This is a genomic window from Micromonospora sp. NBC_01405 (genome assembly GCF_045040155.1).
Lineage (GTDB): Bacteria > Actinomycetota > Actinomycetes > Mycobacteriales > Micromonosporaceae > Micromonospora.
On record NZ_CP109532.1, the window covers coordinates 2,780,233 to 2,800,986 of the forward strand.

Annotated in this window: 10 protein-coding genes; 3 read left to right on the forward strand and 7 right to left on the reverse strand. The window is 71.5% G+C overall.

Features of this window, described 5'->3' with window-relative positions; translation table 11 throughout:
* Positions 1–2: 2 nt before the first annotated feature.
* From OG559_RS11605 to OG559_RS11615, 3 genes are all read left to right on the forward strand, one after another.
* On the forward strand, positions 3–1,064 hold the full coding sequence (locus tag OG559_RS11605; RefSeq protein ID WP_405115054.1) for an LD-carboxypeptidase: 1,062 nt from the start codon (positions 3–5) through the stop codon (positions 1,062–1,064).
* Positions 1,054–1,329: a phosphopantetheine-binding protein gene (locus OG559_RS11610; RefSeq protein ID WP_405115056.1), complete on the forward strand. Its 276-nt coding sequence runs from the start codon at positions 1,054–1,056 to the stop codon at positions 1,327–1,329. The genes OG559_RS11605 and OG559_RS11610 overlap by 11 nt, the downstream gene beginning before the upstream one ends.
* Positions 1,330–1,416: 87 nt before the next feature.
* On the forward strand, positions 1,417–2,751 hold the full coding sequence (locus OG559_RS11615; protein ID WP_405115058.1) for a nucleotide sugar dehydrogenase: 1,335 nt from the start codon (positions 1,417–1,419) through the stop codon (positions 2,749–2,751).
* 79 nt (positions 2,752–2,830) lie between these two features.
* Here the strand turns inward: OG559_RS11615 and alaS are convergent, their stop codons facing one another.
* The 7 genes from alaS to OG559_RS11650 are packed head-to-tail and all read right to left on the reverse strand — an operon-like array spanning position 2,831 to position 19,733.
* Positions 2,831–5,422, reverse strand: coding sequence for an alanine--tRNA ligase (gene alaS, locus OG559_RS11620; RefSeq protein ID WP_405115060.1), 2,592 nt, complete (start codon positions 5,420–5,422; stop codon positions 2,831–2,833).
* Positions 5,423–5,443: 21 nt separating this feature from the next.
* Positions 5,444–10,996, reverse strand: a complete 5,553-nt coding sequence (locus OG559_RS11625; protein WP_405115062.1) for an SDR family NAD(P)-dependent oxidoreductase — start codon at positions 10,994–10,996, stop codon at positions 5,444–5,446.
* Positions 10,993–15,963: an amino acid adenylation domain-containing protein gene (locus tag OG559_RS11630; protein WP_405115064.1), complete on the reverse strand. Its 4,971-nt coding sequence runs from the start codon at positions 15,961–15,963 to the stop codon at positions 10,993–10,995. Before OG559_RS11630 ends, OG559_RS11625 begins: the two co-directional genes overlap by 4 nt.
* A 7-nt stretch (positions 15,964–15,970) precedes the next feature.
* The gene (locus tag OG559_RS11635) at positions 15,971–17,008 is read right to left on the reverse strand and encodes a Gfo/Idh/MocA family oxidoreductase (RefSeq protein ID WP_405115066.1); all 1,038 of its coding nucleotides are present in this window, start codon (positions 17,006–17,008) and stop codon (positions 15,971–15,973) included.
* 6 nt (positions 17,009–17,014) lie between these two features.
* Positions 17,015–17,731, reverse strand: coding sequence for an SDR family oxidoreductase (locus tag OG559_RS11640; RefSeq protein ID WP_405115069.1), 717 nt, complete (start codon positions 17,729–17,731; stop codon positions 17,015–17,017).
* The gene (locus OG559_RS11645; protein WP_405115071.1) at positions 17,728–19,011 is read right to left on the reverse strand and encodes a M20 family metallopeptidase; all 1,284 of its coding nucleotides are present in this window, start codon (positions 19,009–19,011) and stop codon (positions 17,728–17,730) included. Before OG559_RS11645 ends, OG559_RS11640 begins: the two co-directional genes overlap by 4 nt.
* Positions 19,008–19,733 (reverse strand): hypothetical protein, encoded by a 726-nt coding sequence (locus tag OG559_RS11650; RefSeq protein ID WP_405115073.1) that lies wholly within the window; start codon positions 19,731–19,733, stop codon positions 19,008–19,010. The genes OG559_RS11645 and OG559_RS11650 overlap by 4 nt, the downstream gene beginning before the upstream one ends.
* Between the last annotated feature and the right edge of the window lie 1,021 nt (positions 19,734–20,754).

The following is a 20,754-nucleotide window of genomic DNA, read 5'->3' on the forward strand; positions in this document are numbered from 1 at the left end:
CGATGACGGAGCGGACACTGGACATCCTGCGACCGGCCCCGCTGGCCCCCGGCTCGCTGGTGCGGATCATCAGTCCCGCGTTGCCCTCCATGGCCTTCGCCACCGTCCGGGCCGAGCGGGCCAGGGCCGCGCTGGAGGGGTTGGGCCTGCGGGTCGACTTCTCCCCGAACTGCTTCGAGGTCTCGGACGACGGCTGGTCGGCCGGCACCCCGCAGATGCGCGCGGACGACCTGCACGGCGCCTTCGCCGACCCGGAGGTCGCCGCCGTGCTCTGTGCCGCCGGGGGTTCCACCTCGGCCGAGCTGTTGCCCCACCTCTCCCCGTCGGTGTTCGCCGACAACCCCAAGCCGCTGATCGGGCGCTCGGACAACATCGTGCTCAGCGCCTTCCTGGAGAACCGGGCCCGGGTCTCCTCCTTCGTCGGCGTGACCTACGTCTTCCAGTTCGGGGAGCTGGCCGTCCCCGGGGAGACCCTCAACTCGTTCCGGCAGGTCCTGATGGCCGGCGATCCGGTCACGTACCAGGTGTCGGCCTCCCGGACGATGGGCGGCCGGAACTGGCGGATGCTGGCCCAGGACGAGACTCCGCTGGAACGCCCCCGATCCGGCCACCACGACTGGCTCCGTCCGGGGGTGGGCAGTGGCCCCCTGCTCGGCGCGGAGTTGAGCGTCCTCCCGAGGCTGGTCGAGGCGGAGCTGCTGGACCCCACCGGTTGTGTGCTGTGGTGGGACTCCCTCAAGCCGGAGCTGTCGTACGTCCACGAGCGCCTCGAACAGCTGGCGAAGCTGATTGATTTCCGCACGTTGAACGGGATGCTGATTGGGGACAACCCATGGGTCGACTACGAGGAGTGGTTGGCCCTGATCGCGGGGTTCGTCGACCGGCACCTCGGCGGTACGGACTTCCCGATCTTCGTCGGCGGAGACTGCGGGCACTACGACCCGGCATGGGTACTCCCCTACGGCGACCGGCTGGTCCTCGACTCGGAGCGGGGCGTCATCTACCGGGACGGGGAAGAGACCGGGTACGACGACCACATCCGTGGGGGGAAAGATGTCCGCTGACGACAGCAACCTGGCGGCCGTGACCGATGTCTTCGAAGAGGTTCTCGGGAAGAAGGTCGGCCCGGATGACAACTTCTTCAAGCTGGGCGGGCACTCGTTGCTCGTGGTCCAGGCGATCGCACTGCTGCGCCACGCCCACAGCCTCAAGGTGCCCGCACGGCAGTTCCTCGACCAGGGCACACCCGCCGCCATCGCCGGAGCCTGCACCGTGGTCGAGCGCCCCCGGACGGAGCACCACCGGGATGAGATGACCGCCGGCCGCTAGACATCCGCCGGAACGGAGAACCCGGGCGACAGCAGAACCGCCCGCGGGCGCCGGAGGCGCGCAGGGTGCGTATGAGGGCGAGAAGATATGAACGTTGTCACGGAACCGACGAATTCGACCAGTTACAGCGACGAGGGGGCCTTTCACCAGCGGGCCCTTGACCGCGACCTGACCATCGCGGTGGTTGGCCTCGGCTACACCGGTCTACCGCTCGCGCATGCCTTCGCTGCCACCGGCTTCACGGTGCACGGCGTGGACATCGACGACGTCAAGGTGCAGCAGCTCCGTCGGGGCAGGTCGTACCTGCCGGACATCAGCGACGAGCAGCTCCGCGCCGTCGCCGACCGCCTCCACCTCGCCCTCGACGCCCGCGATGTGGGCTCGGCGGACGTGGTGATGGTGTCCGTCCCCACCCCGGTCACCACCGACGAGCAGCCCGACCTCACCTTCGTGGACAGCGCCTTCGCCTCACTGGCGCCGATGATCGGACCGGGCACGGTGGTCGTGCTCCAGTCGACGGTGCCACCGGGAACCACCCGGCGCTGGGCGCAGCGGTTGTCCGCCGAGACCGGGCTCACCCTGGGGCGGGACCTCTTCGTGGCGTGCGCGCCCGAGCGGGTCAACCCGGCCAACCGGGACGGCTGGACGATCACCAACACCCCCCGGGTGGTCGGTGGCGTCAGCGCGGCCTGCACCCGTCGGGCCGCGACCGTGCTGATGTCGATCTCCATGGAGGTCACCGAGCTGTCCGACGCGACGGTCGCGGAGATGAGCAAGCTCCTGGAGAACAGCGCCCGGCTGGTCAACATCAGCTTCTCGAACGAGATCTCCGACCTCTGCCACAAGCTCGGTGTCCCGGTGGACGAGGTGATCCGCGCCGCCGCCACCAAGCCCTTCGGGTACCTGCCGCACTGGCCGGGGCCCGGGATCGGGGGCGAGTGCATCCCGGTCGACCCGCTCTTCCTCATCACCGAGGCGGGGCGGCAGGCCGTGCCGATGCCGATCATCGAGGCCGCGCACCGCCAGGCCAGCGCCCGTCCGCTAAAGGTCGCCGTCCGCGTGGCGGAGATGCTGGCGCGGGTGGGTACCCCGATCGAGACCAGCAGGGTGCTGGTACTCGGTGTGGCGTACAAGCCGAATGTGCCCGACCTGCGTAACGCACCGGCCCTGAGCATCATCGGCCGACTGCTCGCCGACGGATCCACAGTGGACTACTGCGACCCGTGGGTTGCCGAACTCGACATCGACGGCACCGTCCTGAGCTCGCTCGACGTGCGGAAGCTTCCATTCGACGAGTACGACTGCGTGGTGCTGGTGACGCCGCACGAGGCACTCGACGGCACCATCGACTGGCAGCAGTGCCGGCTCGTGCTCGACACGGTGCACCGGGTGCCGGCGGCACCCAACGTCGAGCGGCTGTGACCGTACGGCCCGGCCCGGCTCCTGCCAGGACGGAACGGGGCGGGCCGTCGAGCAGCCCGCCCCGCGTGCACCTGGCCGATCAGGCCGAGGCGAGTGCCTCACGCAGCGCCTTGAGCGCCTCGTCGATACGGCTCGGGTCGCGTCCCCCGGCGACGGCGATGCGGCGGTCCCGCCCACCGCCGCCCCCACCGACCAGCTTTGCCGCCGCCCGGACGAAGGAGGGGGCGTCGCCGATCCGGTCGTCGACCGCGACCGCGAGCGCGACCGAACTGCCGTCCGCTGATCCGATGAGACCCACCGCCGAGATGCCCGGCTCGTTCAGCACGGCCAGCGCGAGGCTCTTGAGCTGCCCCTGGTCGCGGCCGTCGCAGCGGGCGACGACCAGCCCGTCGTCCGCCTCCCGGGCCAGGTCCCTGGCCAGGTACCGGTCGATCTGCGTGGTCAGCTGACGGCGTTCCCGCTCCCCGGCCTTCTGCGCCTCCTGCAACCGCCCGATCGCCGCGGGCAGTTGGTCGGGCGTGGTGCGGACCGCGCCGGCCGCCGCCTTCAGCAGCTGGCGCTGGCGACGGTTCTCCTCGAACGCCCGGGCACCGGTGAACGCCTCGATGCGGCGCAGGTTGGCGCCGACGGAGGACTCCGACGTCACCACCAGTTCGCTGATCTCACCCAGGGCGGAGACGTGGGTGCCGCCGCAGAGCTCCATCGAGTGCTCTCCGGCGCGGATCACCCGCACCACCTCGCCGTACTTCTCGCCGAAGAACGAGATCGCCCCGGCAGCCTTCGCCTCCGCCTGGGAGGAGTGCTTGATCTCGACCCCGCCGTTGCTGCGGATCTGCTCCGCGACCAGGTTCTCCGCCTCGCTGAGCTGCTCGTCGGTGAGGGGGGAGTGGTGGTTGAAGTCGAACCGGAGGTAGTCGGGTGCGACCAGTGAGCCCTGCTGGCGGGCCTGCGTACCGAGCACCTTGCGCAGGGCCCAGTGCAGCAGGTGGGTACCCGTGTGGCTGCGCCGCAGCGAGGCACGCCGATCGGCGTCGACCGCCAGGGCGACGGTCTCGCCGACACCGAAGGTGCCCTGCTCCACCTCCACGTGGTGGCGGATGACGTTCGGCAGCGGCGCGTCGGTGTCGAGCACCCGGCCGTGCCCACGGGGACCGGTGATCGTTCCGGTGTCGCCGATCTGGCCGCCACCCTCCGGGTAGAAGGGGGACGCGGCGACGTACACCTCCACCCGACCCGGCTCGGGGTGGGGAAAGACCCCGGTCACCTTCGCCTCGCTGGTGAGCGTCTCGTACCCGAGGAAGTCGGTCACGCCGTACTCGTCCCGGACCACCTTGGCGTTGGCCGCACCGTTGTCGACCGCACCGGCCTTCGCATCGGCGCGGGCGTGGGTGCGCTGCTGCGTCATCGCGGCCTCGAACCCGGCGTCGTCGACGCCCAGTCCCCGCTCCCGGGCGATCTCGCGGGTCAGGTCGATCGGGAAACCGTAGGTGTCGTGCAGCTTGAAGGCGACCTCGCCGGGGATGGTCGTCGACCCCGCGGGAACCGCGCTGTCCAGCATCCCGAGCCCCAGCGAGAGGGTCTCCCGGAACCGGTGCTCCTCCCGCTCCAGGGTGCTCTGCACCTGGTCGATCACCTCGGTCAGATCGGGGTACCCCGAGTGCATGACCTGGGCGACGCGGCCGGCCATCTCCGCCAGTACCCCCCGACGGGCGCCAACCCGCTGGGCGTGCAGGGCGGCCCGCCGGATGATCCGGCGCAGCACGTACCCGCGCTCCTCGTTGGAGGGCACGACGCCGTCGGCGATCAGGAACGAGATGGCGCGGGAGTGGTCCGCCACGATGCGGAGGCTGACGTCACGCTCCGCGTCCGACCCGTACGTCGCGCCACAGAGCTGCTCGGCGTCGCCGATCAGGCGCCGCAGCACGTCGGTCTCGAAAACCGAGTTCGTGCCCTGGATGATCGGCAGGATCCGCTCCATGCCGGCCCCGGTGTCGATGTTCCGCTGGGGCAGGGGTTCGAGTTCGCCGCTCTCCGGCCGGTTGAACTCCATGAAGACGAGGTTCCAGATCTCGACGTAGCGTTCCTCGCCGCCGTGCGCCGGCCCGCCCTCGTGCCCCCACTCCGGGCCCTTGTCGAAGAAGATCTCGGAGGACGGCCCGCACGGGCCCGTACTGCCCATCTCCCAGAAGTTGTCCTCGCCCAGCCGGTGGATCCGGTCGGCGGGCAGGCCCACGACGTCCCGCCAGAGCTGCGCCGCCTCGTCGTCGCTGTGGTGCACCGTGGCCCACAGCCGGTCGGCGGGCATGCCCAGCACCTCCGTCAGGAAGTGCCAGGCGTGGGAGATCGCGCCTTCCTTGAAGTAGTCCCCGAAGCTGAAATTGCCGAGCATCTCGAAGAAGGTCAGGTGGCGGGTGGTCCGGCCGATGGCCTCGATGTCATCGTGCTTACCGCGTACCCGGACGCACTTCTGCGAGGACGTGGCCAGCCGGTACGGCGCGGCCTCCTCGCCGAAGAAGTACGGAAGGAACTGCACCATTCCGGCGTTCGTGAACAGCGGCGCGGCCGGGTGGGCCGGGATCAGGCCCGCGGATGACACCCGGGTGTGGCCGCGTTCGACGAAGTACTGGAGGAACGCTGATCGTAGTTGATCCGCGGTCATCGGACCGGACACGGAACTACTCCTTTATCTCTTCTACTGGTCGAGCAGTGCCCCCACGGGGCTGCGGAAGATTTCTGCGTCAGTCGCGAACCGGCCGAGAAGATTCCGGAAGGAAGCGGCACACTTTTCTGCCCAGGAAGCGGAGTAGCGGCTGGTCCGGTACCACAGTTCGCCGGTCAGCCCAGCCTCTCCCTCCGCAAGAACGATCTCCCAGTCACGCATCACCTTGTGATGATACGGCGTGTCGAGCTGCATCGGCTGGTACTGTACTGCGCCCGCCTGGGGCCGCCAGTAGTTCTGGTAGAGAAGATAGCACTGGAACGTGTCGTTCAATCCCAGCCCGATGAAGGGTGGAACGGCCGTGACCAGGTCCTCCAGGGGATAGTTGCCGTGGTCGTGGAACCCGACCAGGCTGTGGTGCACCCGGCTCACCAGATCCCCGACCTTGACCCCGGAATCGATCTGCACCCGCAGCGGCAGCGGGTTGACGAACACGCCGACGATCTCCTCAGCCTCGGCGCTGGGGCGGCCCGCCGCAGTGGTGCCGAGCACCAGGTCGCCGTCCCCGGTCAGCCGGTGCACCAGGACCGCGTACGCGGTCATCATGAGACCGAAGGGTGTGGTGCCCAGTGCGGCGGACCGGTCCCGCAGCGCAGCAGACGTCGCCTCGCCGAGGGTGAAGGTGAGCAGCTCGCCCCGGTCGTCGGCCGTCCCGTCACCGGCGTCGCCCGGCCCGCTACCGACGTCGCCCGGCACCCGGGTCGGCGCCGGCGCCCCGGCGAAGTGCTCCCGCCAGTACGACCGGGCGGCCAGCAGCGCCGGGCTGTGCAGGTAGTCCCACTGCGCGGCGGCGTAGTCCACGTACTGAAGGGGCGCTCTCCCGGGCTCCGAGCCCAACTCCTCCGCCACGTCCCGCAGGAAGATGCTCGACGACCAGCCGTCGAAGAGGACATGGTGGGCATGGATCAGCATCGCGTGGCGTCGTCCCTCGGCGAGGCGGGCGATGGTGACCTCGAACGGTGGGGTCCGGCCGAAGTCGAACCAGCTGTCCCCGGCGGTCTGGACGAGCCGGCTGATCTCGGCCCGCTGCTCGGCCTCGGTGAAGGCCGACAGGTCCACGAGCTTCACGGGCTGACCCTGGGTCACCGACTGGCGCCAGGTGTCGCCCCGGCGGTGGAAGACGGTACGTAGCCCGCTGTGGCGGTCGATCGTCCGTTCCACCGCCCGGACGAGCTGCTCGGCCGGGTACCCGCACTCGACCTCGACGGCGAGGTCGAGACCGCCGTACCCCTCGGGCAGCAGTTCCAGCCAGCGGCGCTGGGTACTCGACGTGGGGTGATCGGCAGCCGTGGGCGTGGGCGTGATCAGGAAGCCGGACGCCCGGTCCGGGGCGGACACGACGCGGCTGACGAGCGCCTCCAGCCCGGTCACGCTCAGCGAGCGGAGCGCATCGGCGAGCGCGATCCGGACCCCGGTCCGGTCCCGGAGCCGGGTGACGATCTGCAGGATGGCCAGCGACTCCAGCCCGTCCAGTCGCAGGTCGCGGTCGTGGTCGGGCGGTACCGCGCCGAGCAGTTCGGTCAGGACCGCCCGAACCAGGCCACCCGGGTCGGCCGTGGTGACGGCGCTGTCCGGCGCCGCCGGCTGAGGGCCCATGCCGACCTGGTCGGCGACCTCGACCAATCGGGCATCCAGGTCACCGGTGGACACCCAGACCACGGGACCGCCTACGGACAGCAACCGCCGGAACACCTCGTGACCGTCCCGGGCGGTCAGCGCGTACCGGGCCGGGCCAACCGGGTCCGGCACGGCGTCGTCGCCGTCGGTCCACGCGTCCCATCCGACGCTGACCCAGCGATCGTCGCCGGCCGCGTGCCGCCGCTCGGCGAACTCGTCCAGCGCGTCGTTCGCCGCGACGTACGGACCGAACCGCACCCCGCCGAGGACCACGGAGAGGCTGGAGCAGAGCAGTACGAAGTCCGCATCGTCCGGGGCGAGGGCGTCGTGGATCGCCTGCGCGCCGTCCATCTTGGCGGCTGCGACGACCTCGACCAGCTCCGGTGCGGCGTCCGCCGCCAGCGGGAACGCCGCCCGGTCGGTGAAGCCTGCGGCGTGCACCACGCCGTCGATCCGTCCGAACCGGGACCGCAGGTCGGCGAGACAGGCGACGACCGCGGCGGCGTCCGTCACGTCGACCGACCGGTACTCCAGGCCCGAACCCGCCTCCCGCAGCCGCGCCGTCAGGGCGGTCACCTCGTCGTGGACCGCACTCCCGGCCCGGCGGCCCAGCACCACGACCGTGGCCGGCACCTCCCGGGCCAGGGCCAGCGCCATGGCGCGACCCACCGGCCCCAGCCCGCCGGTGATCACGTAGCAGCCGGATTCCCGCAGCGGGCGGGCCCGCCAGTGCGGCCAGGACCGGCGGAAGCCGAGCTGTCGTACGCCCGTGGTGTCCACGGTGAGCACGGTGCCGTCGGTGCCGGCGGCCAAGGCGTCGATCAGGTGACCGGCCGCCAGGTCGAGCTCGTGCCCCTGCGTGGGGGCACTGAGCGTCACAGCGGTCCAGGCACACCCGACGTTCTCCTGCGGCAGCACCCGCGCCACGGCGTGGGCGAGGTTCCTCGCGGAGAGGCCGGAACCGCTTTCGTCGTCGCCGGTCACCAGCCACACCCGGGTACCGGTCGCCTGCCGGCCGAGCAGGTCGGCCAATGCCGCCGCCCGGCGGAGCAGGTCGTGCGGGTCGTTCCCGAGCCACCACAGCACGTCCCGTGGGCCCTCACTCGGTGGGGCGGACGTGACGTGGTCGAGCGGTACCAGCGTGTGCCCACGGGACACGGCAGCCCGCAGGAACGCGTCGTGCTGCGCGCCCGGCGCGCCGTGCCAGGCGATGGTCAACGGCGCCGCCGGTGCCGCAGGCCGACTCAACAGAGTCCGCTCCGGCTCGTACAACCAGGCACCCGGGTCCGACAGTCGGCCCGCCGGGGCGCTGCGCTCCCGGCGGGCCGGCTGCCCCACCGGCCACCGTCGACCGTGGTCGAAACAGGTCGGCGGGAGCGCCGTCGCGTACCGGGATGGTTGGGCCAGCCGGGCGAGGTCCACCGCGACGCCGTGCGACCACAGCTCCCCCGCGGCGACGAGGACTGCCCGGCGGTCGCCGCCCGGATCGTCGGCACCCCGGCCCGAGGTGACGACGGCACGGACCCGCCCCGCCAGCTCGTGCGAGATCATGCGACCGAGACCGGTGCCGGGGCCCACCACGAGCACGACGACGTCGTCGAGTTCGGCGACCCGGGAGAGTTGCTCGGTGAAGCGGACCGGCGAACAGAGCTGGGTGGCCCAGTAGTCGGGCGTGGCGATCCGGTCGCCGATCCAGTCGCCGGTCACGTTGCTCACGATCCGGACGGCGGGCGGGGCCAGCGCGAACGAGGAGAGGTAGCTACGCAGCAACCGGGCCGGCTCCCGCATCGCGGGGCCGTGCGGCGACCGGCGGATGTTCAGCGGCCGGAAAAACACCTCCGACCGGATCAGCTCGGCCTTGAGTGCGGCCACCTGGGGTACCGGTCCGGTCACCGCGGTCAGCTCGTGGCCGTTGACCGCCGCCACGGTCAGGTCCCCGGTGAGACGTTCCTCGACGTCCCGTACGGGCAGCGCGACGCTGATCGTCTCGCCGAGCGGCGCCTCCTCCATCCGTCGGCTGCGTTCGACCACGAAGGCCAGGCCGTCGGCGAGGCTCAGCACGCCGGCATACACGGCCGCCACGATCTCGCCGAGGCTGTGACCGATCACGGCGTCGGCGGACACCCCCCACGAACGCCACAACTCGACCGTCGCCCACTCCACGGCGAACTGCGCCGGCTGGAACCGCGACATGTCCTCGTACCACCGGGCCAACTCGGCGCGGTCGTGCTGCCCGTACAGGTCGGCGCGGATGTCGAAGCCGGCCAGGTCCCGGATCACCTCGGCGCACTCGTCGAGTGCCGCGCGGAAGACTGGTTCGGTGCGATAGAGCTCCGCCATGCCGTCCACGACGGGCTCGCCCTGGCCGGGAAAGGCGAACACGACCGTGGGGGTGGCGGCGGCGACCACCGGCCCGGGTGTCGCGGTGAGTGCCCCGGCCGCCTGCGCGGGTGAACCGGCCACCACCCAGGACCGGTGTTCCCGGGCCCGCCGGTCCAGGCTGAGTGCCCGTCCCACCTGCCCCAGGTCGGATCCGGGCCGTGCGGCCAGCCAGCCGGCCAGCCCGGTTGCCTGGTGTGCGACGACCGCGGACACATGGCCGCTCAGCGGCAGGAGCACGTCGCCTGCGGGCGCCGACGGGGCCGGCTGCCGATCCGGGGCCTCCTCCAGTACGACGTGCACGTTCGTTCCGCCCACGCCGAAGCTGCTCACCCCGGCCCGGCGGGGCGTACCGTCCGTCTCCCACCTGACCGGCGCGGACGGCACCTCGAAGCCGGCACCGTCGAGGTCGAGAGCCGGATCGGCCCGCTCGAAGCCGGCCATCGGCGGGATGGTGCGGTGCTTGAGGGCCAGCACGGCGCGGACCAGGCCCGCCACGCCCGCCGCCCGGTCCAGGTGCCCGCAGTTCGCCTTGAGCGAGCCGAGGCGGCACGGTCCGGGCCGGTCCGGATCGAGTTTGAAGGCGCGGCGCAGCCCCTCGATCTCCACCTCGTCGCCGAGCTGGGTACCCGTCCCGTGCGTCTCCACATAGCCGATGGATCCGGCATCCACTCCCGCGACCGCGTGGGCGGTGGCGATCGCCTCGGCCTGGCCGGTGGGGGACGGGGCCATGAAGCCGACCTTGGTGGAGCCGTCGTTGTTGGTCCCCGAACCCAGGATCACGCCGTGCACCCGGTCGCCGTCGTGTTCGGCGTCGGTGAGTCGCTTGAGGACGACCAGGGCGGCGCCGCCACCCGGTACGGTGCCGTCCGCGTCCGCGTCGAACGGGCGGCACCGCCCCGACGGGGAGGCGATCATGCCCTCCTCGGTCGGATAACCGGACTCCTGGTCGCCCGGGAAGGACACCCCGCCGGCGAGGACGACGTCCGCCTGCCCGGACAGCAGGGCCTGCACCCCCAGGTGCACGGCCACCAGCGACGACGAGCAGCCGGTCTGGACCGTCATGCTCTCGCCGCGCAGACCCAGCCGGTAGGAGAGCCGGGTGGCGGCGAAGTCCGCCGAGGTGGCCAGCACCCACTCGTAGGTGCCCGACACGGAGTCGGCCGGGGCGGTGGTGGCGGTGGGTGCGCACGCGGCGTACACCGCCACCGCCCCGGCGGCCCTGGTCGGGTCGATCGACGCGTCGTCAAAGGCGTGCTGGGCGACCTCCAGCAGCATCCGCTGCTGCGGATCGGTCATCTGCGCCTCGTGCGCGGGGACGCCGAAGAAGGTGGCGTCGAACCGGTCGGCACCGTCGACCACGCCCCGGTACGGCACGAGTCCGTCCCGGCCGGACACCCGCCGGACGCCGGACCCGCCACGCACGCTGAGTTCCCACAGCGCGTCCACGTCGTCGGCGCCCGGGAAGCGGCCCGCCATCCCGACGATGGCGATCCGGTCGTCGTCTGCGACTGCCTCTCGGGCGCTCATGGGTTCCGTCTCCGCTCTCGCCGTTTGGCGCGTTGTTCCGCGACCGCGCTCAGGCGGTCGTCGTCCGGTTGATCGCTGCTCAGCCGTCGACTGAGCGATGCGATGGTCGGGTGCGTCATCAGGTCGAGGACCCGCACGTCCGCGTCGAACTCCGCCCGGATCCGGGCGGCCAGGACGGAGAGGCTCCGGGAGTCGCCGCCGAGGTCGAAGAAGTTGTCGTGGATGTCGATGTGGTCGAGTTCGAGGGTGTCGCGCCAGAGGTCGGTGAGGCGGCGTTGGAGGGGGGTGGTGGGGGTGGTGGTTCGGGGTGTGGTGGGGGTGGGGGTGTGGTCGAGGTGGTGGAGGGCGGTGCGGTCGATCTTGCCGTTGGCGGTGGTGGGGAGGGTGGGTATGGGCAGGATGCGGGCGGGGAGCATGTAGTCGGGTAGGTGGGTGGCGAGCCAGTGGCGGATGGTGGTCGGGTCGGTGGGGGTGGTGGTTTCGATGTAGGCGATGAGGCGGCGGCCGGTGGGGGTGGTGGGGGCGATGACGGCTGCGGCGCGGATGTGTGGGTGGCGGGTGAGGGTGGCTTCGATTTCGCCGGGTTCGATGCGGAAGCCGCGGATTTTGAGTTGGTTGTCGTGGCGGCCGAGGTATTCGAGGGTGCCGGTGGGTAGCCAGCGGCCGAGGTCGCCGGTGCGGTACCAGCGGGTGCCGGTGGGGTCGTGGTAGAAGCGTTGGGTGGTGAGGTGGTCGTCGTTGAGGTAGCCACGGGCGAGTCCGGCGCCGCTGACGACGATCTCGCCGACGACCCCGACGGGCACCGGCTCCCGCTCCCCGTCCACCACCAGCGCTCCGGAGTTGGCCAGCGGGCGGCCGATCGGCACGGGCCGGTCCGGCGCCGGCGGCTCCAGTAGGCGGTGGCAGCAGGAGAAGGTGGTGTTCTCCGTCGGTCCGTAGCCGTTGAGCAGGTTCCGGTGGTCGAGGAACCGCGCGGCCTCGGCCATCAGCGGGCCCGGCACCGCCTCGCCGCCGACCAGGATGGTGTGCATGCCGCGCAGCGCGTACGGGTCGGCCTCCAGCATCATCCGGAACACCGAGACGTTGAAGAAGCCGGCGGTGACGCCGGTGCGGGCGATGAAACCGGCTAGTTCCCGCTGGTCGGCGACGGTCGCGTCGCTGGGTACCGCGATGCTGCCCCCGTTGAGCAGGGCGCCCCAGATCTCCAGGGTGGCGGCGTCGAACGCCAGGTTCGAGGCGAGTACGAAGACGTCGGACGGCCCGAAGGTGGCGAAGTTCTGCTTCCGGACCAGCCGTACCACCGACCGGTCGACAATCTCCACGCCCTTGGGGCTGCCGGTGGAGCCGGAGGTGTACATGACGTACGCCGTCGACTGCGGGCCGCGCGCCGGGAAGCCCGGAGGTGGCGTCGCCGCAGTCGCGTCGCCGGGGTCGACCCGGACCACGTCCCCGGGTACCAGGTGTGCCATCTCGGCGGTGACGACCGCGTGCGCCGCGCCGGTCGAATCCCGGATCACCGCCACCCGGTCCGCCGGGCTGCGGGCGTCGAGGGGCACGTAGGCGCCTCCGGCGCGCAGCACACCGAGTAGCGCGGACAGGAACTCCGGGGAACGGCCGACCAGGACGAGCACCGGCTGTCCGGGTTGGACGCCGGCGGCGACCAACCGCGCGGCGATCCCGACGGACCGGTCGTGCAACTCCTGGTAGGTGACCGTACGCATGTCCCGCACGGCCGGAGCGTCCGGGCGCAGCGCCACCTGCTCGTCGAAGAGCTCGATCAGTCCGGCGTCCGCCGGGTAGTCCGACGCGGTCTGGTTGACCTGCTCCAGGAAGGCGCGGTCGTCGTCGGTCAGCAGGCTGATCCGGCTGATCGGCTCCTGCCGCGCCGCGAGCGAGGACGTCAGCAGCAGCCCCAGTGACGTGCTGAGCCGCCGGACGGTCGCGGCCTCCAGGACGTCGGTCGCGAACTCCCAGCGCAACCGGATCGTCCCGGATCGCTCGGTCACGAAGACGCCCAGCTCGTACTTGGCCACCCCCGGATCGAACGGGAGTTCGTCGAGCACGCACCCGTCGGCAGAGGCGGGCAGGCCGGTCGGCATCTCCTGGGCCACCACCATGCGGGTGAGCCGGTCGGCGTTGTCCGACCGGCCCCCTGCCACGGCGGCGAGGATCTCCTCGAACGGCAGAGCGGCATGCGCCACGGCTCCCGACAGCCGGTCCGTGGTGACCGCGACCAGTTCGTCCAGCGTGGTCGTGGCCGAGACGGCGAACCGGATCGGGAGGAGGTTCACGAGGTAACCGACGGTGTCGGCGAGGTCCGGGTTGGAGCGGTCCACCGCGGTGGGCACGGAGACGGCGAAGTCGTGCTGCCCGCTGTACCGGTGGGCGACCGCGGCCAGGGCGGTGAGGAGCACGGCGAACGGGGAGGTCCTGTGCCGGCTGGCGAGGGCCGCGACCGCCGCCGAGACGGTGGGTTCGAGCGTGACGGTGACGCTGCGTCCCGACTCGCCGCTCCGGGCCGGGCGCGGTCGGTCCAGCGGCAGGTCCAGCGCCTCCGGTGGGGGTGCGAGTTCCCGTTGCCAGTAGGCGCGTTCGGCGTCCCAGGTCGCGGGCGCGGTCCGGCGCTGCCCGGCGGCGAAGGCCAGCATGCCGGGCGAGGCGGGTGCCGGGGTGCCGGCCAGCTCGTTTCGCAGACTGTCGACGATGATCCTGACCGACGCCCCGTCGACCAGCAGGTGGTGCACCGCGATCAGGACGAGTTGGTCGGCGTCGTCGGTGCGGGCCACCACCGCGCGCCAGAGCCGGCCCCCCTCGGCGACGATCCGACCGGCCAGGAGCTGGAAGGTCTGGTGCAGGTACTCCTCGACACGGTCCGTGGCGACCACCGGCTCGTGGACGTCGACCCGGCAGGGCTGATCGGTGCGGCGCAGCTCGGTCCGCCCGGTGTCGTCACCGATCTCCACCGTGAACGCCTCGTGCGTGCCGAGCGCCCGGGACAGGTGCGTGGCCAGCCGCGCCGTTTCCGGGCCGCCACTGATCCGCAGCGCCACCGGCAGGACGAAGGCACGGTTTCCCGGGTGCAGCAACTGCCACGTCCACAGCCCCTCCTGGCCGTACGAGAGCGGGGCGACGAAGGGAGCGCCCGGCGTGGCGTCCGACCGACCGGTGCCGTCGGCCGGCCCGCCCGGAATCCCCGGCCCGGCCGGCACCGCCGGTCCGGCCGGCACCGCCTGCTCGATCAGGGCCGCCTGTTCGGCGATGGAGCGCCGGGCCAGCAGGCCGCCTCCGGTCACGGCCCGGCCGTACGCCTGCCGGATCCGGCCCACCAGAACCATCGCCAGGCGGGAGTCGCCGCCGAGGTCGAAGAAGTTGTCGTGGATGTCGATGTGGTCGAGTTCGAGGGTGTCGCGCCAGAGGTCGGTGAGGCGGCGTTGGAGGGGGGTGGTGGGGGTGGTGGTTCGGGGTGTGGTGGGGGTGGGGGTGTGGTCGAGGTGGTGGAGGGCGGTGCGGTCGATCTTGCCGTTGGCGGTGGTGGGGAGGGTGGGTATGGGCAGGATGCGGGCGGGGAGCATGTAGTCGGGTAGGTGGGTGGCGAGCCAGTGGCGGATGGTGGTCGGGTCGGTGGGGGTGGTGGTTTCGATGTAGGCGATGAGGCGGCGGCCGGTGGGGGTGGTGGGGGCGATGACGGCTGCGGCGCGGATGTGTGGGTGGCGGGTGAGGGTGGCTTCGATTTCGCCGGGTTCGATGCGGAAGCCGCGGATTTTGAGTTGGTTGTCGTGGCGGCCGAGGTATTCGAGGGTGCCGGTGGGTAGCCAGCGGCCGAGGTCGCCGGTGCGGTACCAGCGGGTGCCGGTGGGGTCGTGGTAGAAGCGTTGGGTGGTGAGGTGGTCGTCGTTGAGGTAGCCACGGGCGAGTCCGGCGCCGCTGACGACGATCTCGCCGACGACCCCGACGGGCACCGGCTCCCGCTCCCCGTCCACCACCTTCACCTCCCACCCCGGCACGGGCAGCCCGATGGGGGTACGCCGGTCCGGGTCGTCCGCGCCGCCGAAGACGTGGAACGTGGCACAGATGGTCGCCTCGGTCGGGCCGTAGCCGTTGACGATCACCGCTGCGGGGAGCAGGTCGGCGAGGCGTTGCAGGGTGCGCTGCGGGATGGGCTCGACCCCGGTCAGGATCCGGTGCACCGGCAGTGGCGCACCGTCCGCGGCCAGTTCGTCGGCGACCGGTTCCAGGCTGAACGGCGGCAGGTAGACGGTGGTGATGCCGTGCTCGCGGATCAGCCGGAGCAGTGCCTCCGGATCCCCCCCGACGCCCGTGTCGGCGATGACGACCGTGCCGCCGACGGTCAGCGGGAGGAACAACTCCCACACGGAGACGTCGAACGAGAACGGGCAGACGGACAGCGAGACGGTCCGGCCGACCGGCGGGGCCACCGTGTCGAACCCGTCGAGCAGGGCGCTCACCGACCGCTGCTCGATCGGCACGATCTTCGGCTCTCCGGAGGATCCCGAGGTGAAGAGCTGGTACGCCAGCGCATCCGCCGCCATGACCCGAGGCGGGTCGGCACGGCGGGGACCGTCCGGCGTCGAGGGTGGCAGCACGACGTCGAGGAACGGTAGCGCCGAGGCGGCGCCGACCCCGACCCGCACACCGGCCCGCCGGGCCAGTGCGGCCAGCCGGTCCGCCGGGTGCGTGGGGTCCAGCGGGACGTAACACCCGCCCGCCGCCAGCGCGGCCAGCGCGCCGACCACGAAGCCGGCGTCCCGTACCGCCGACACACCGACCGGGGTCTCCGCCCCGACGCCGTGGTCGCGCAGGCGGGCGGCGAGGTCGAGCACGTCGGCGAGCAGCTCGCGGTAGCGGGTACGCCGGTCGCCGACCACCACCGCGACGGCTTCCGGGTCCGCGGTGGCGGACGCGACGAACGACTCCACGAGCAGGCTCGGCCGACCGTGCTGGCGCATTCTCAGGTCACACCCTTCCGTAACGGGCTTCCAGCAGGCCGTCCTCGGCGGAGTCGCCGATCCGGGTGAGGATGCCCTGCAACCGTTCCGCGGCGGCCAGGTCGACCAGGGCGTCGCTGCCGGTCCCGTGCCACCACCCGTCCAGCGAGGCCCGCACGAACTCGATCACCTTGCCCACCCCCCGGATCTCGGCCGGCAGGGACGACACGTCGGTCGAATCCCGCAGCACCGTGGTCCACCGCCCGTCCGGGGTGATGGACTTGATCTCCAGGCGGTCGCAGTCCCAGTGCGGGTTGTCGAATTCGAGCTCGATCCGGTGGGTTCCGCGGTGTTCCGACCACAGCAGGGCCGTGACCAGCCGCATCCGGGTGGGCCAGGCGTACGAGGTGTGCAGCAGCATCGGGGCGTCGCCGTGGCGGGCGATCACGTCGAGGCTGTCGAGGACGTCCGTCGCGTGCGGGCTGACGTCGCTGAGTACCCCGTTCGACCGGATGATCTCGGGGTTGTCGGCCCCGAACAGGTGACCGAGGAGATCCAGCGCGTGGATCAGTTCGGAGAGGACGCCCATGGTGGGGCGGGAGTCGCCGATGCGGTGCTTGCCCCAGAACGCCTCGGTACGGGTGACCGTCCAGGGTCCCTCGGCCCGCATCCATTCCCGACAGCGGGTGACCATCGGGCTGAACCGTTCCACGAGGTTCATCGAGAACTGGTGGTGGCCCAGCGCCGCGACGACGGACTGCTCGTCACGCGGGTCGGCGACCAGGGGTTTCTCGGCGAGCACCAGGACCCGGTCGAGGTGCCCGAGGGCCCGGAAAACGGTGGCGTGGTCAGCCTCGTTCACGGTCACGCAGACCACGGTCGGACGCAGTTCCCGCAGGGCCGTGGCGAGGTCCGGGTACCCCGGCAGGTCGTCGGGGAGCTGGTCGGGACGGGGGTCGACGACGCCCACGACCTCCACCGGCAGACCTTCCCGCCGGAGGTGGCACAGCGCTGCCCGGAACCGGCGTCCGGCGTACCCGTGACCGACGATCAGGACTTGTTCCACGTGAGGTCACCCCGGTTGTTCGGCCGAGCAGAAGACGAGATCCAGGAACTCGATGTGCGGCGGCGACCCGAGGACGTACGCCACGACGTCCGCGACGTCCGCCGCGGTGAGGTTCCGGTGGCCGCCGTAGATGTCCGGTTGGGGCGCGGTGTCGCCGGTACGCGAGAAGTAGTTCCGGCCGAAGTCGGTCGACTCGACGAAGCCCGGTGAGACCATCGACACCCTGGTGGACCGGCCGTCGGCTCGTAGCGACCGCCGGTACTCCTCGACGATCGTTTTCGCGCCCGCCTTGGCGACCGAGTAGGCGAGGTTGCCGGGGGTACGGGAGACCCGGTGCGCGGCCATCGAGCTGACGTGCACGAGCCGGGTCAGCTCCGGACAGGTCCGGTCGACGACCGACAGCAGGTTGAGCAGGCCGGTGACGTTGACCGTCAGGATGTCGTTCCAGATCGCCGAGTTGTCCGCGCCCAACGGGGCGTAGAAGCCCACCCCGACGCAGTTGACCACGTAGTCGAGCGGGCCTCGCCGGCATGCGTCGGTGAAGATCTGTTCGAGGCGTCCGAAGTCGCGGATGTCGGCGGGCGCCGACACGCCCGCCGATCCGGGTGGGGGCGTGACGGCCCGCCGGGAGACCAGCGTGACCTCGTCACCGCGTCCGAGAAGCCGCTGTGCCAGCTCGGCGCCGATGCCGGACGAGGCGCCGAGCACCACGCCCCGGGTCACCGGGCCACCTCCCGGTCGGCGGTGAGGAAGCCGACCAGGGTTGCGACGCCCTGCGACCACTCGGCGATGCTCAGCTGTTCGGCGCTGGAGTGGGCGTGGGCGAGCTGGCCGGCGCCGAAGACGACCGTCGGGACGGCGAGGTGGTCGTGGTAGAGCCGGGCGTCGCAGCTCACGCTCCAGGCCCGGGGCACCCGTTGCCGACCGGTCGCCGCCTGGGCTTCCCGGCGCAGGTCGGTCGCGACCGCCGAGTGTGGATCGCCGACGTACGCGCCGTTACGGATGCCCTCGTACCGGATGTCGGTGTGCTCCCTCAGCCAGGGGTCGCCGAGACCCGCCACCAGGTCGGTGAGCATGCCCCGGACGTCGTCCAGCGAGTACCTCGGGTGGAAGCCGAAGGCGCCGCCGACGGAGCAGAGCGCCGGGATCGAACCGTGCCACTCGCCACCGGCGATCCGGCCCACGTTGATCTGCATCGGCCGGGCGTACCCGGCGAAGTCGGGGTCTGCCATGGCCTCGGCCATCAGCCGCGCCTCCAACCCCCGCAGGGCCGCGATGTACTCCATCGCGCCGTCGATCGCGCTCACCCCGTCGCCGCCCATGTGGCTGGCCCGGCCGCCGATCCGCACCGTGAATTCCAGACAGCCCCGGTGCCCGTGCAGGACCTCCAGGTCGGTGGGTTCCAGCACCACCACCTCGCTGACGTCCCGTCCGTGCAGGATGGTGGAGAGCGCCCCGTTGCCGCCGATCTCCTCCTCGACCACCAGGTCCAGCTCGACCGCCCGGGACAGCGGTAGCCCCAGTTCGGCGGCGCAGCGCAGCGCCGCCGCGAGCATGACGATGTTGCCCTTGGTGTCCGCGGTGCCCCGGCCCACCACCGCGTCACCGCTGACCCGGGGCCGGAAGCCGTCGGGAAAGTCGGCGGCCGGTGGTACGACGTCGACGTGCGCGCTGAACAGGACCCGGGAAAGACCGGCGTCGGCCGGGAACCGGACGTGCAGGTTGGCCCGCTCGGACGCGGACAACGTGCTGTGCTCGTTCCGGTTGGCCGCCCCGTGCCCGGCGAGGGCGGGGTGGCGCGGTTCGGCGGTCACCTCGGCGCCCAGCGCGGTGAAGTATCCGGCCAGCCAGTCGTACGCGTCGCTCTCCCGGGGCGACCGGGTGTCGATCGAGACCAGGTGCATCAGGTCCGCCACGAAGCCCGGGCGGTGCCGCGCGAGCCAGGCGTCGACCTGCGCGGCGTGCCGGGAGGGCCGGGAGGCGGCCGGTGTCGCGGCGGTCATGGCAGCTCTGCGTGCCTCTCGAAGGCGTGCCACGGCAACACGTCGGTGAAGTCCGTGTCGGCCCGGGAACCGATCCACCACTCGTCGCCGAAGCGCCGGCCACTGGTCCATTCCGACCAGGCGCACTGGTAGTGGGTCCGCCAGGCGTCGTGGAGCAGGACGAAGCCCGCCGGGTTGAGTAGGTCCAGAGCCTCCAGTACGCACCGGCGGCGCTTGCGGCCGTCGGTGACCACCATGTCCCACTCCAGGCCGAGGCGGCGGGGCAGGGAGACGTACGCGTCGAGATCGGCGTGCCGGTCGGCCTCCCGGCCGGGGAGGAACGGCCGCAGGTCACCCGCGCCGAAGCCGACGGCCACCGTGTTGTTCGCGGCGAGCAGTGCCCGGATCGTGTCGGCGTCGTCGTGGTCCACCGCGACGGCGTCCGGGCGCTGGTTGAGCTGCGGGGCGAGGCTCTCCTGGAAGAACTGCCCGTGGTGTTCGAGGGCGAGCCACCGGTACGGCACTCCCAGCGCGGCGAGGAAGGACGTGTACCAGAGCGTGCTCCGGCCGGCACCCCACTCGACCACCCGCAGGGGTTCACCGGCCCGCAGCTCGGCGACCCGGTGCAGCAGTGCCTCGTAGAGGTCGGCGTCCCGGACGCTCATCCACGCCTTGGGGCTCTCCGTCTCACTCCACCACTTTTCCTTGGGGATCGGTGTCTTGTCCCCGCTGGGTGTCGTCACGACGTCTCCTCACTTGCCGGCAAGGGCGGGCGGATGGATGGACACGGGCCGACCCGGAACCGCCGGTGGCGGGGTGCGGGCGGCCCGCGGGAACGGGGCGGGGCGGTCACTTGAGGGCCAGGACGCCCTCGAAGCACAGGCTCCGGAGTCGCGCGCCATCGGCGTGACGCCATTCATCGGTGCGTGCGCTCCATCGCCGGGAGCGTCGCCTTCACAGTCGCCCCACTCGGCAGGGACTCGGGCCACCCGAGCGTCATCCGCACCACGGTTATGCATCTTCTCGTATTCGCCAGTCATCTTACCGAGCGCGGACACCGGGTGTCGCTCGTCCAGTTGCTAATGTTCGACCGAACTCGATCAAACCGAACACGACAATTCTTGAACCCCTAAGCATTCAGCAATTGCTCTGCGACCGAACGCAGGCTCCACCCCTGGTCTGATGGAGAGTAGGTTGCGCTACGGATGCTGTCAATCGCTGAACCGAGGGTCATCACGCAGTTCAGTTCTGCAACTCGGCGCAGTCGGTGATGTCTAGGTTTGATGCAAATCTTCGGCGGCGGGTGCGGTCCGCGTCGGCTGTGTGCGGGCGGCGGGAGGGTGGCGTGGACCGAGTTTGCGGGTTGTTGCGGGCCGCAATTCCGTCGCGCCATCCTCGGGCCCGCACAACGCGTGTTGCTTGCTCCCGGTAGCTGTGTCGCCACTCCCTTCGCGGTAGCGGTGCACCTCGCGCACCCTGGGCCGTTGCGTCGGAATTACGTGCACCGCGCATCGAGTGGGGCCGGCAAGCATGCTGGCGCTCCCGAACTGGCCGCCCGGCCAGGAACCGGCGGGGAGAGGCCGGGTCGCTCGCGGATTCCACGGGAAGGTGAAGGGGTGGTTAACGTCGCCTGACCGGCCCGCCGGTCGGTTCACCCGCTTCGTTATCGAGGAGTGTTGTGGCCGCAGCCAAGGGTATGCGGAGTGGTGCCATTGCCATTGCCGGCGTGGCGGCGCGGCTACCGCGAGCGAGCAACGGCCAGGA

What these genes read in the sequence shown, in the direction of transcription:
- OG559_RS11625 (WP_405115062.1), bottom strand. Translation starts at nt 10,996, where the DNA reads ATGAGCGCCCGAGAGGCAGTCGCAGACGACGACCGGATCGCCATCGTC.
- OG559_RS11610 (WP_405115056.1), top strand. Translation starts at nt 1,054, where the DNA reads ATGTCCGCTGACGACAGCAACCTGGCGGCCGTGACCGATGTCTTCGAA.
- OG559_RS11615 (WP_405115058.1), top strand. Translation starts at nt 1,417, where the DNA reads ATGAACGTTGTCACGGAACCGACGAATTCGACCAGTTACAGCGACGAG.
- OG559_RS11630 (WP_405115064.1), bottom strand. Translation starts at nt 15,963, where the DNA reads ATGCGCCAGCACGGTCGGCCGAGCCTGCTCGTGGAGTCGTTCGTCGCG.
- OG559_RS11605 (WP_405115054.1), top strand. Translation starts at nt 3, where the DNA reads ATGACGGAGCGGACACTGGACATCCTGCGACCGGCCCCGCTGGCCCCC.
- OG559_RS11645 (WP_405115071.1), bottom strand. Translation starts at nt 19,011, where the DNA reads ATGACCGCCGCGACACCGGCCGCCTCCCGGCCCTCCCGGCACGCCGCG.